The 13,521-nt window shown below is 47.4% G+C and carries 9 protein-coding genes; 5 read left to right on the forward strand and 4 right to left on the reverse strand.

Annotated features, from left to right (window positions below; translation table 11 throughout):
- Nucleotides 1-20 precede the first annotated feature (20 nt).
- Complete coding sequence (locus DI14_RS05165; protein ID WP_034806109.1) at nt 21-719, forward strand: CBS domain-containing protein; 699 nt, start codon at nt 21-23, stop codon at nt 717-719.
- Between the two features lie 67 nt (nt 720-786).
- Here DI14_RS05165 and DI14_RS05170 read toward each other — a convergent pair whose 3' ends face one another.
- A complete protein-coding gene (locus DI14_RS05170) occupies nt 787-4,959 on the reverse strand; it encodes an AAA domain-containing protein (RefSeq protein WP_034806150.1) in 4,173 nt (1,390 codons plus the stop codon).
- A gap of 256 nt (nt 4,960-5,215) precedes the next feature.
- Here DI14_RS05170 and DI14_RS05175 point away from each other — a divergent pair, with 256 nt between their 5' ends.
- From DI14_RS05175 to DI14_RS05190, 4 genes are all read left to right on the forward strand, one after another.
- On the forward strand, nt 5,216-7,375 hold the full coding sequence (locus DI14_RS05175; RefSeq protein WP_034806153.1) for an ATP-binding domain-containing protein: 2,160 nt from the start codon (nt 5,216-5,218) through the stop codon (nt 7,373-7,375).
- Between the two features lie 12 nt (nt 7,376-7,387).
- Nucleotides 7,388-8,287, forward strand: a complete 900-nt coding sequence (locus tag DI14_RS05180) for a DUF5655 domain-containing protein (protein ID WP_034806156.1) — start codon at nt 7,388-7,390, stop codon at nt 8,285-8,287.
- Between the two features lie 148 nt (nt 8,288-8,435).
- Nucleotides 8,436-10,544, forward strand: coding sequence for a Piwi domain-containing protein (locus tag DI14_RS05185; RefSeq protein ID WP_034806158.1), 2,109 nt, complete (start codon nt 8,436-8,438; stop codon nt 10,542-10,544).
- A 58-nt stretch (nt 10,545-10,602) separates the two neighbouring features.
- Nucleotides 10,603-11,025 (forward strand): hypothetical protein, encoded by a 423-nt coding sequence (locus DI14_RS05190; RefSeq protein WP_034806160.1) that lies wholly within the window; start codon nt 10,603-10,605, stop codon nt 11,023-11,025.
- Nucleotides 11,026-11,101: 76 nt separating this feature from the next.
- Here the strand turns inward: DI14_RS05190 and DI14_RS05195 are convergent, their stop codons facing one another.
- The 3 genes from DI14_RS05195 to DI14_RS05205 form a co-directional block, all read right to left on the reverse strand.
- The gene (locus DI14_RS05195) at nt 11,102-11,809 is read right to left on the reverse strand and encodes an ABC transporter permease (RefSeq protein WP_034806162.1); all 708 of its coding nucleotides are present in this window, start codon (nt 11,807-11,809) and stop codon (nt 11,102-11,104) included.
- A complete protein-coding gene (locus DI14_RS05200) occupies nt 11,806-12,654 on the reverse strand; it encodes an ABC transporter ATP-binding protein (protein ID WP_034806164.1) in 849 nt (282 codons plus the stop codon). The genes DI14_RS05195 and DI14_RS05200 overlap by 4 nt, the downstream gene beginning before the upstream one ends.
- Before the next feature lie 130 nt (nt 12,655-12,784).
- On the reverse strand, nt 12,785-13,521 hold a 737-nt coding region (locus tag DI14_RS05205; protein ID WP_034806166.1), incomplete at its 5' end, for a LytTR family transcriptional regulator DNA-binding domain-containing protein.

Consider the following 13,521-nt stretch of genomic DNA (forward strand, 5'->3'; position numbering starts at 1 on the left):
TTCAAACATGGAGGTGTCTCATGAAAAACTCTGTTATTTTCTTAGATCGGTTCCACAACATTGAAACGATACTGCGTCAGCAATTAGGACAAGAAGAACATATTTCGTTTTCCTATCTTGTGGATCAAGCCGCTAAACATAATCCTTTGATTCGGCAAAAAGCAGAGCGGTTAAAAAGTTTTGGACGCTTGCGTAACGCCATTCAACATGGGAGCGGATTGGACGGTGAGCCGATTGCGGAACCTCACGAGAAAATTGTGAGTGAGATTATTGAAATTGAAGAAAAGTTACGTTCTCCGAAGCGAATGAATACCTTTTTCTGTGACGTTTATTCATTGAATGAAACGGACTCGATGAGTAAAATGCTCCAGTTTGTTCATCAATTCCAATACTCTCAATTTCCTGTTTTTAATTCCGACGGAGAATTTATTTCGCTTGTGACTGAAAGCGGTATCACGAATTGGCTGGCGTCAAAAGTGAAGGATGATCTCATTTCATTCGAAGAGACTAGGGTGAGCGATCTTATTTCCGTCGATGAACTTGCTGAGAAGTATCGCTTCGTTTCGAGAAGAAATACTATCTATGAAGCAAAAGATTACTTTTTGCAGGCCGCAAATCAAGGCAAAAAGTTAGAAGCATTATTGATTACGGAATCAGGGAAGTCGAATCAAGCGTTATTGGGGATTGTGACACAGTGGGATTTAGCGAAATTTGATTGAGAAATAGAGAAGGAAGCTGACTGTTACATCAGCTTCCTTCTCTATTTCTGCTTAGGGGCAATTAAATTTAATTAACTAAAATCGGCTCAATCCCCATCTCATCAAGCAACGTCCATAATGGCTCCATTGCCTGATCCGCATCACGGTAAAAATGGCGACCTCGGACTCGCCAGAATGTCCAACCGGCCCGTTCGAGCACTTTTTGACGGAACATGTCTTGCTCGTAAACATCCGGTCCGTGCCAACGCTCACCATCACATTCGACCGCAAGGCGGTTCGATTCGCCTTCGACGACGAGGTCGATGCGGTAGCCGTTCACTTGAACTTGCGGACGAACGAGATAGCCGCGGTTCGTCAAACGCTTATATACTTCTTCTTCAAAGGGAGAGTCGAATAAGTGCTGGACCGCTTCGAACGATTCTTGATCACCGAGCGGATTCTGGCAGTAGTTGACGAGTTTATAGCGCATGCAGTTTTGGTTGCCGATGTCTTGCAACGTCACAGAATGGAACAAAATCATCTGATCCCGAGCCCGACTCGCCGCGACGTTGAAGCGCTGACTGTCGGTCTCTTTCGTGAGTGCGGCAAAACGGCGGTTCGGTGCGACGACGAGTGACAGCAACATGACGTCACGCTCATCACCTTGGAACGTATAGGCGTCACCGAAGCGGACGTTGTGCTCAATCAGCTTGTCGATGCCGATCAAGTCGGTCGCCATCCGCTCGATTTGATCGGTCTGGGCTTTCCCGAGGAGCGAGATGACCCCGAACGTCCGCTTCGCGTAGCGTGGGTCGTCAATCAACTGCTTCAAGTGAGCGACGAGCGCTTTCGCTTCCGGGACGTTGAACTTGTCTTTCGTCGTTTCAGCGACGTTCCCATCCTCGACAAAGACGCTCTGCACCGCCGGCGTCAACCGTTCGGCACGTTGCGGGAGTCGGAGTGGGACGATCCGACCTTCGTACACATGGGCGTTGCTGAAACCGATAATCTCCGGTACGCAACGGAAGTGTTCACGGAGCCCGACCGTCGCACTGAACTTGACGGAGGCGAGGTCGTATAGACTCGATGAGCCATCGAATAACGTCATCGTCGTGTCGTTTCCGAAGTATGTCTTTTTCTTCTCTTGAATCGCATTTTGGTCTTGGAACGTCGTCGGACTGATTTGGCGGTCATCCCCGACGATGATGGCTTTACGAGCGCGCGACAAGAGCGAGATGGCATCCATCGTACTTTGTGAGCTCTCGTCGAAGATGATGACGTCGAACAGCTCGTCGATTTCTTTGAACGATTCGAGCACGCGGTTCACCGGCATGATCCAAACTGGAATCGCGTCTTGGGCTGCAGCCATTTGACGGGCGGCTTCTCGCTTATGACGAGCCGCATGTTTCCCAGTGCCTTTCCCGATTTGGCGAATCAACTTCGCCCAACTGTTCAAGCGTTCTTGTTTCGACGGTGTCATCCGCGTCAGCTGCTCTTTCCACGCGTATGTCGCACACAAGTCCGCCGTTGCTTTTCCTTCCTCTTTCTCCAATCGTTTCATCTTCTCCCGATAATCGTCGTCGCTCAGTGCTTCGAGCAGCGTCAAGACACGTGCTACTTTCCAATCGAGTTCGAACGTCTGAAGTTGAAGCGTCGGAGCAGTCCCGTCGTAAAACGCGTTCAACCAACCTGGCGCGACTTGTTTGAAGCGCTCTGTTAGTTCTTTTAGGCGTGTCGCTTTTGTGTTTTGTTGTTCGAGTAATGCCAACTCTTCAATGGACTGTGTGTAACGTCCGGCATCCCAAGTTTGCACCGCTTGCTTGAGACGTAACGCCGCAGGATGGATGTGCGTGTCATGGATGAGTGAAAGATAAGACGTCTGGATTGTCTGTAGCTCCTTCATCTCATCGAGCGCCAGCGAGGCATCTAGCTCTTGTTTGGCTTGCGTCAACCAAGCTTTCTCATAGCGGAACCGTTCGTCGTACAGACGGAAAGTCGGAGCCAATGACTCGTTGTACGTCACAAAGACAGCTTTCCATTCACGGAGCGCATGAAGCGCCGTCCGATAAGACGAAAATTCAGGTGTCTCCAGCTCGAGTTCAAAGTGTTCACACGCATATTTGAAACGACGTGATAATGTCGTCAACGATGACTTCAATTCATTAAATTGTTTCAACAGTTGAAGGTCGGCACTCGATTGCGGAGCCTTCCCGTCAATTTTGGTTTCATCGAGTAAGACGGCATATTTTTTACGTTTCGTCAGTCTGAAGAAAAAGCTGTCGGTCTTTCCTTCGTCTAAAACCGGACCGAGTTCGTCAGCGAGCGTCCATACATCATTCGGTAAAGTAGACGGCAATTCGATGTCGTGGACGGCGAGTTTACGCTCCAACGACTCGAGTGCTTTGACGTCGCGTTCAAACGCCTGACAGTCTTCTTCACATTGCACTTCATCGCTTCGATGGGTGGCCCAGTAGCTGTACCGTTCACGTAGCCACTCGGGTTGACGATCAAATGACTCGAGCAACGTCTGAATATGGTCTCGTGTCTGTTGACGAAGTGACGTCGATTTTTCCTGTAACCATGACGCAGCGGCCTGCGTCTGTTCGAGAGCGGCGAGTTGTTCGTAACGACCGCTTTCAGCTAAGAACGTTTCAAGGGACGGAAGCGTTGTCGTCGCTGGATAGGTCGTCACATTCGGTCCTTGGTTGAGCATTTCCCGTTCTGCCATGAGTTGATAGAAGTCCGCCAATTCATCAGCCGTCAGCGGACAAGTGTCTGTCAATACGGGGAGCGGAAGCTGCATCGTGACTTTTTGTTCGCTCGTCCATTTCGCCCAATCGGTCGGTGAACGCGTCTCATCGAGATATGGAATCACTGTATGCTCGCTAGCGGCTTGCTCAATCATTTTCCGACGCAAACGGGCAATCTCTTCACGTGTCTCATACAACTTTTGTTGCTTTTGCTTTCCTTTACCCTCTAACTCTAAAGCAGTCGTGCGGTTCAATTCCGAAGCAATTGCTTGAAGGGAACTTTCCGTCTGCTTTGTCGTCTTTGAATCTGATCCGAGAACGGATACCGCAAGTTCGCGAATTTGGGCCGGGAGTTTATCACGTAAGACGTTCAACGCATGTTCCTTTTCACTGGTGACGAGGACGCGTTTTCCGTGTGCAAGTAAATGCGAAATCAAGTTTGAAATCGTGTGACTCTTCCCTGTGCCAGGGGGTCCTTGTACGACGACACCGGCATGGTTACTCAATTGACTTAAAATGCGTTTTTGTTCTTCATTATATGGAAGCGGGAAGAGAATCTCTTCACCGACCGGCTTCCACGTGTCACGATCAAGCGCGTCAAGCGCGTGGATTTCTTCGTCGTTCGACGTCAAAAACTGTTGTAAGGCAGGTGAAGGTGATAGACCGTTTTCGATCAACGTGGCCAAGTTCTCATGTTCTTCGACCCACGCATGGGCAGACTTCTTGCGAACGTATAAGCGCATGCCGGGCATTGCATAGACGGTTGCGATTTCGCCATAGGCGTGGTCGTCATTCAACAGCTTCAATACACGCTCGGACTGCTCTTGTAATTCAGTTTCGACCCATGGTTTGAAGTCGAAAGTGAGCTCTTCTTTAAAATCGACTTCGTATCGGGATAGTTCAGATGACATCCAAACATGGTCACGGTCGAGCATATCAAGTTCGAGTTTCGTCGGTATGGCTGACGCTTCGATGCGGAACAGACTCTTCTCTTGATCGAACTCGAGTACGGCTGCTCGTGTGAACAACGGCCGTTCAATTTTGTCATTCGGCCAGTGCAACATCCCGAATGAATAGACAAGTTCATATGTATCGCTCTCGGTCGAGAGAAGTTGCATCGTCCGATACATCGTGTCGTATAATTTTCGAGCAGACTCGTGTGCTTTTTTCTCTTGTTCCCACGTTTCAATCGAGGTTAAAAAGTCATTGAACGTCGCGTCGAGTTTTTCAGGAAACAATTCTGTCCGTTTATACGTTTCGCCTTCTTGGAGAACGTAGGCGTACAACTCTCGCGGAAGACTTGGGCGCTTCTCTGCGAATGGTGCGAGAAAATGAACTTCGATGGAGAGCTCCTCTTCTTGAGTGACGCGCACGTTTGGATACGTTAACGCCTCGGGAGATAAAAGAAGTTCATAGCTTTTTGTATTAGTTTCAGTACGAATATCCATCCGTTTGACAGCCGCTAAAAACTTAAATAAATCAGCTGTCTTTTGTTGGGTTGTTGCATTCATGGTGTAATCCTTCTTTCTTTCAAAAACGATGGTGTGACAGTCGTCTCATTCCAAACATAGGGAATGTTTCCCGTCTATTTAGGAATCAATTAACATTATAACGCCCGTTTTAAAAGAAAGGGAGATAAAAATTATACTGGGTTGTAGTAGTTTCTAATTTAGATTCAAAGATTTACCTCGTTCGTTAAAATGGCGCAATCTATAGACTATGTGATTTGGTAAAATGAGGATATCAAATAACGTAGGGGTGCAAGGTATGAAGGAAGTTTTAGAAAGTGAACAGCAACGACTTGATCATTTTTGTATGGTCATTGAATCTCATCTAAATGGGAAGACGGCTGGTGACAAACCAGGTCTTGAGTCAAGCGACTATGAAATGATAGACATGCGGGGGCATTCACGTCAATCAGAAAGTGCACAGGAACGACAACGGTACAAAGACGCGCTGAAAGAGTTGTATTCATTCACATTCGTCATTGAGGACGAAGGCGAAGAAGAGATTTATCCGGTTGGGAAGTTCGGAGTGGCGCACCCTCGTTCACCTGAGATTCCGCTCGTTCTAGACTGGCGGAGTGAGGTGGCGATGCGTGCGTCCATGTTTAATGGAGAGACGATTGAGACGCCTGGTGGTGATATCGTTGGAATGACACAGCTCGAGCTTGATCGAAGACAACGACGTGTCATTCAGGCAAATCATCGTCGTGCTCCAAAACGGCAATCGAGCTCATTGACGAAACGGTTTACCGAACAAATTAAGTCGACATTCAAAAAGTCGTCGACGTTTCCTGACGTCCCACAAGATAGTTTTATGGAGCAAGAACTGACGAAGAAACAAAAAGATCGCTCCATCGACGGATTCATCGCAACGCGGCAAGCTGAACAGAACCACATCATCCAGGCACCCGTGAATACATATATGATCGTCCAAGGGGCGGCCGGGACCGGAAAATCGTTGACGGCGCTGCACCGTATGTCTTATTTACAGTATCAAGACGAACGTCGGAAAATGCTTTATTTGGCTCCGAATGAGGCGACGATTCATCAACTGTTGAAGGACGCGGAGCATTTACAAATTCAATCGGTGTCGACAATGGCGTTTGATGAGTGGTTAAAGACAGGGTCGTCTAAAGACTTCTCCGCGAGTGTCGTTCAAGAACTCCTTCCGTTATATCAAGGGCACGATCTATTCGAATGGGCGGATGCGGCAATTGAGGAGTGGTATGACGACGTTGCTGTGTTGCTTCGACGATATGAGCCGATTAAAGCGCTAGAGGATTTACATGAGCGGGCGTTAGCCATTTGGTTTGGACAAGAACGTCCAGGTCCCGCACAAACAGAACGCATTTTACAGATGATGCGCAGTGAGTCGGAACGTTTATCCATCTTGAATAAAGAGCAATATCAAAAAGACTTAATTGAGGGCTTAAAACGTTGGGCATCAGAATTGAATGCCGTGAAGGCACGAGACTTAGAGAAGTTGATGCATGAAAGTATGGAGAAGCGTCTTACACGTGAAAAACGAGAGCACCTTCAGTTAATCGATTTTTGGAAGAAAACGACCAAACTTGAGGCCGCGACGATTTGGTCAATCATGAAGCAACCAGGCCGTCTGGTTTACCTTAAGAAGTCACAACCAGAAGAACTGTTAGAGATGTGGCACAAGTTGAAACGTCCGACTGAGCTCGACCGCTTCTTCTGGATGTATCTTCATTACGAGACAACTGGATATCCCGACAAATGGAGTCATCTTTTTGTCGATGAAGGACAGACGCTTCGACCACTAGACATTTTTGTGCTCGAGAAGTTGTGTTACGGGATGACGGTATTTGGTGACACGCTCCAAAGCTATCGTTTGCTCGAAATGACGTCCTGGGAACCGGTTAAAACGCATGGACAATCGAATTGGACGATTGAGTATTTAACGAAAACGTTCCGTACGGCGAAGCCGATTGTTGATTTAGCTAAAGCTTTACTAGCTGATGCGGGTCATGAGACGAGTTGGATTGATCCATTTGAAAGGAACGGGAAGCCGGTTGAACTGCTAAAATCGAAAAAGAGTCGTGAATTAAAAGAGTTACTATCACGATGGAGAAAAGAAGAATATTCGATTTGTATCATCACACCAACGATGGAGCGCGCGTCTTTCTTACATTCAAAATTACAGTTGCCGACGCAACTCATTCAATCGGAAACTACAAAAGTGAGTGACGACATTATCATCTCGACAATCGATTACTTGCGTGGAATGGAATTTGATGCAGTATTGATGATGGACGTGGATGACATGAACTATTTTGATACGCCTCAGGAAGCACGACGGTTATATGTCTCTTTAACGAGGGCGTTGCATGAAGTTGTTCTTCATACTACAAATGAATACTCACTTTTATTAGCTGACCAGCTGTTGGAAGTGTAAAGGGAGAGTACAATGGGAGATCTTAAACTATTTCAAATAAGCGAACAGGGTACGGAAGAATTATACGGTCAATCAATGTCGATTGAAAAATCGCTACAACAATTGTTCGAGAAAAATTTAGAGCAACTGCTCGGTATTCGTTTTGTTGCTTCGGAGTACAGCACGGGTCGTACACACGGTGGTCGGATTGACACGCTTGGGTTAGATGAAAATAACTCGCCTGTCATTATTGAATATAAGCGGTCGACAAACGAAAATGTGATTAACCAAGGATTGTTCTATTTGGACTGGCTACTCGACCACCAAGCAGAGTTCGAACTATCAATTTTGAAGCAGTATGGAAAAGAAGTGTCCGATACGATTGATTGGAGTAATCCGCGTCTCGTCTGTATCGCTGGTGGCTTCACGAAATATGATGAGCACGCTGTTAAACAAATCAATCGCAATATTGAATTGTACCAATACAAATATTACGAGAATGATCTGTTGCTACTGGACCTCGTCAATGCAACGACTGCGAAACCTATCACGATTTCATCGGATTTCTCCGTGACAAGTAAGACAGTCAGTGACTACTTGAAACAAGCGACGGTAGAATCAAAGGACTTATTTGATGGTCTCGTGTCGTATCTTATGGCACTTGGTGATGATGTACAGGAAAATGTGACGAAGCACTATATTGCATATAAGCGTATTAAAAACTTCGCTTGTGTAGAATTTCATCCGAGCACGCAAAAGATTTTGATGTATGTGAAAGTAAATCCTGATACTGTAACGCTCGAACCAGGCTTTACAAGAGATATGCGAGGAATCGGACATTATGGAACCGGAGATTTAGAAATTGTCTTATATTCTCACGCAGATTTTGAAAAAGCGAAGCCTTACATCGATCAAAGTTATGAAGCAAATTGATTATGTGGACTCCATCATTGTGATGGAGTTTTTTTGTCTCAGAAGTAAACTTCCCATTTGAACCCTATCCGTTATTTTATCTACCTAATATTAGGAATTCCGTTATAGTGGATGCAATGATTGAACAACGGGGAAGGATGAGGGAAAGATGAACCAGTATTATTTAACAGAATGGCGAGCATTAACGAAAGCAACGGACGTGACACTACATCTCTATACGGTACCGCTCCAAGATCCATCGTCACGACATACGCAAGGCGGGAAGTTGATTTTTCAATTAAATAAATTGAACAACTTTCAACCGATTGTGTTCTTTGATCAGTACATTGCTTCGTTTGAAGAAATCAAACAGTGGGGAAATGAGACGTTTCTACAATATGAAGCGCGTCCGATCAATCTTTCACGTAACGTCGAGCGAACGCTACTTGAACGACTGTTGAAAAAGCAGTTGGAGCGATTGGGGCATCCGCAGTACATGATGAACCGGGGAAAGTTCCGCTCGAAACAGGCGTACCCACAGTCGAGAAGTGGGCTACTCATCTATCCGGCACTCGATCTCAACGTGAACGTGTATGAGACGGATGACATCGTCTTTGGCTTCGATTTGACCCATCAATTTGAATACCGCGAAAACCTACTGCAACAGCTCAAGCGTGAGCCGAAATCTGTGTCTGCGGGAATGCGTGTCATCGATTCGACTCATCCGAAGTCGTATGAGTACGAATTTGTAGAAGTTGCGCCTTATCGAGCGAGTGAAGTGAGTCCGATTCTAAAGTGTTCGATCATTGATTATTTCGCAAAGAAAGATCCGAAACGAGTCATCGCACCAGACGCACTCGTCGTACACGTCAAAGATCGAAACAATCACATCCTTCCATACTTAGCCGAGCAACTGAAACAGAGTTGTTCATTTGAGACGATTCCAGCTAAACAGCTCGGCGCAGTCAATCGAATCATCAAATTGTCGCCTGACGCGCGAATGTCGAAACTAATGCCGGAAGCACTCGATTTGATCGGTCGACTGCCGATGCTTCAATTTGAGCGGAAAGATGTGCGGGCCGCTCGTCTCGGCTATACCATCAAAACGTTACAATCTCCTCGACTGCGTTTCGGTAAAGGGAGGACGGCAAGCTACGCCAAAGGTGGTTTGAATCAAGGCGGCGTGTTTGAAACAGGGGAGGCGACCGTCAGTTTCTTTGTCGACCCGAAATTACGTGATCGCCAAAAATTGCAACAAGTCCTCGATTTTATCAAAAAGCTTAAGACCACGTCTGAACGCTTTGGTGTGACACTCAACGTTTCGAATAAACCGAAAGGACTGAGCCAAACGCTCTCTGCCGATTTGTTGCAGGCAGAAGACGTCATGTTCCAATTGAAGAATGTCCCGAAACACTTTGAAGGTGTCGTCGTTGTCATTGCCGAGGAAGCATCGCTCAATCATTCGTATCAAGCCATTAAGCGGGAGTTTGGTGGGAAACATGATGTCGTGACTCAATGTGTGGAGCTGCATGACCGCGTGCTGAACTCTGAGGATACGCTATACAACATCCTACTCGGTGTGTACGTGAAGGCAGGCCTACAGCCTTGGGTTCTCGGTGAACCGCTCCACTCAGATTGTTTTGTCGGGTTAGACGTAAGCCATGAGAATGGAAAACATGCGTCGGGCATCATTCAAATCATTGGGAAAGACGGGGCGATGATTAAGCAGAAATCACTCTCGACAAGTGAAGCGGGGGAGAAAATCAGTGCTGAGACGATGCGGGAAATTGTCTATGACACACTTCATGCATTTGAAGAACAGTATGATCATGCGCCAATGCATATCACGTTCCACCGGGATGGATTCTGCCGTGAAGATTTGGCTCTCATCGACTCGCTTCTTTCTCCACGTGGGATTCAGTTCGACTACGTGGAAATTTTGAAGAATGTCAATCGACGGATGGCGATTCATGAAGAAGGATGGAAGACATCACAGGGACTTAGTTATACAAAGGAACGCATGGGCTATCTACTCTCGACCAACCCTCCCGTACGTGTCGGGATGGCGAAACCGCTCAAAGTGGTGCAACAGACAAGCGTTTTAAAATTTGAGGACATTTTGAGCGATGTATATCGTTTGTCGTTTATGCACGTCCATTCCCTTCTAAAGACAAGACTACCGATTACGACACACTATGCGGACTTGAGTTCGACGTTCCATAACCGTGGGTTGATCAATGCAAATACGCAACATGAAGAGGCGTTACCGTTTGTATAACATGTGGAGTTGAAAGGTATCGTATAATTAGATTGAGACAATACTAGGAGGTAGAGTGATGAGTGAAAAAGGAGAAATCAGTCAATCCGCAAAACAGCTTATGGAAAATGAACATGCGTTAAATGACATCCCTTTTAAACAATATGAAACACTTTTAAAGCATACTCCAGACGTCATAAATGCGGTTAACAATATGGGAGGCGTCGGCTCAAAATCGCAAGACAAGGTGTACAGTACGATCGATAAAGCGATTGATGTCTTTTCCGAACAACTCAAAGACGACAACCTAACGGATGAAACTAGAGACAAACTCAATGATCGGATTGAGCGAATGGTGGATAAGTCATTTCAAAAAGATTCGGAGTTTAAGAGATGGATGGGTGCATCGATTGTGGCTGGAGTCAGTGGTGCCGCATTGGCATTGGCAAAAAATCCAGAGGCGAGAAAAACGCTGATTAATTTGCTGACGAAGAAGGGCTGAGTGTAGCAAAGAGGATTGTTGTACGAAGTTTTTAAAATAGCAGGAGCGACGATTCAATTCGTCGCTCCTTTCTTATTCAATCCGTCTGTTTCCGGTTATACATCACAATACTTCCAACGAACACAACGAGCGCCCAGGCAGACAGAATCACAAGCTCCACCCATGTAGAGCCGAGTCCAGCTCCCGCCTCGATTTGATGCGCGAGATCGATCAAGACGATGTTCGGCAAGTACTCGAGCAAACCGATGATGGAGAAACGGTCCTCGTACACCAGCAACATCGGTGAGAACGAGAAGAAGAAAAACGCCGGCATGACGATGAGCGAGGCTTCCATGACCGTCTTTGTCATCAGTCCGAGAATCGTCCCAATCCCGATATAAAAGAACGTCGAGACGATGAGTGCGAGTGAGATGACGAGCAGGTTCGCAGGGCTGTAACCCATGATAAAGGCACACGCTGCGATGAGGATGAGCGTCGTCACAAACGTGAACGCACTCTTTCCAAGCAAAATATCAAGCGTGCTCGCTGGCGACAACATTAGTCCACGGAGCGTGTTCTTTTCTTTCTCTTCGGCGATCAAAGCACACTGGACGAACGTCGCGACGAGGCTGAAAGTGATGTTGACGACGAAGTATGTCACGTCGATACCTCCGCCGCCGAGCTGTGAATAGAAGACGGCGAAGAACAGCGGCATGATTAGCGTCGAGGAGACGAATAAGTTCCGCGACAAGTCTTTATAGTCTTTCTGGAAAATGGCGAGTGCCCGTTTCATTGAAAATGTCATGATAATTTCCTCCCCGTTACTTCGATAAAGATATCCCCGAGCGTCGGTTCGTTCGAATGAATGGCCGCGATGTTTTGATCACGCATCTGCTCATGAAGCCAGTCGGCCCCATCTTTTCCTTGCTTCAATTCAACCGTTTCCCCGTCATGCAGTTCGACGCCCATCGAGCCGTTCGCATATTTCCGGCGCAATCGTTTCGGGGCGTCGAGCAGTTGAATCTCCCCTTGATGTAAGAAGGCGACGCGGTCGCACAATTCCTCGGCCTCATTCATGTCGTGGGTCGTCAAGAAGATGGTCGTCCCTTTTGCCTTCAACCGTTCGATGCCTTTATAGATGTGGCGCGAATTGACCGGATCGAGTGCGGACGTTGGCTCATCTAAAAACAATAGTTCCGGTTCATGTAACAACGCCCGGGCCAGTGTCACCCGTTGCAGCATCCCGCGCGATAAAGCGGAGATGCGTTTTTTGCGTTCCCCGGCCAAATTTACCATCTGTAGGACGTCATCGATTCGTGACCGCGGTTCGTCATACAGGTCACAATAGAGCTGCAGATTCTCTTCAATCGAGAGACGCGTATATAGGCCACTGTTGTCGGTCAACACACCGATCCGTTTCCGATACTGTTCTTGTTTCAACTCCGAGACCGGCACGCCGAACACGGTTGCGTCACCTGATGTCTGCGTGAGTTGGGACGTCAAGATTTTGATGGTCGTCGTCTTCCCTGATCCACTCGGTCCAAGAAAGCCGAACACTTCTCCCTTGCCGACAGAAAACGTCACGTCGCGTAACGCCTCTTCATTGCCGAATAGCTTTTTTAATCCGTTCACTTGAATAATCGGTTCCATTTTCGTTCCTCCTCGTCGATATCGTCTTGCTTGCTTACATCATATCGAGAGGAAGAGGAGAACGCATTAGAATGGCGGTAACTAGCGCTTTTAGAGGAGCGAGTGGAGCGAATCGGGCGGTGAACGGAGCCTATTTCAGTCCAATCATCGTCTTCAATTCGGCCATTTTCATCTTCGAGAGCGGGATGGTCGTCTTTTCCGGATCATCGAGCACGAGACTGAAACTGTTCTTCGTATACGTGATGACTTCCCGCACGCGTTGAAGGTTGACGATGTACGACCGGTGACAGCGAAAGAAGCCGTACGGAGTCAGACGCGTCTCGATCTCGTTCATCGTGAAGACGCTCGGGAACTGCTCGGACTGACTGTGCAATACGGATTGTCCGTCCTGACTCTCGATGTAGTCGATTTCCGGCGGGTCGAGTAAGACGATTTTCTCGTTCACTTTCGTCGGAATCTTCTCGAAGCGGACGTGCATCACCTCTGGCGTGACATCTTCGTTCGCCTCCGGTTCATCCGGTTCCACATCGAGTAGGCGCAAGTGTCGGTGGTCGATCCGATAGACGGTCGACGTGACGAACAGGGCGCTCTCCATGTTGCTCGTCAGGAGCAGGATGGCTTTTTGTTGTTGCTTCAGTTGCAGCAAGACGGTCGCGAACAAGTGCCGTGTCTCTTGATCGACGTTTTGATCCGGTTCTTCGAGCACATAGATGTCGCGATTATGTAGCAGCAGCGCCGCGTATTGGACGCGCCGGACGAGTGACAGGCTGAGCCGGTTCAATCGTTTGTTCCGGTATGGGGTGAGTTGAACGGTTTGCAAGACTGTATCCAGCGATTCCGTCGATTCGTAGAGCGTATGCGTGAAAC

The sequence above is a fragment of the Exiguobacterium sp. AB2 genome, from assembly GCF_000696055.1.
In the GTDB taxonomy this organism is placed as follows: domain Bacteria; phylum Bacillota; class Bacilli; order Exiguobacteriales; family Exiguobacteriaceae; genus Exiguobacterium; species Exiguobacterium alkaliphilum.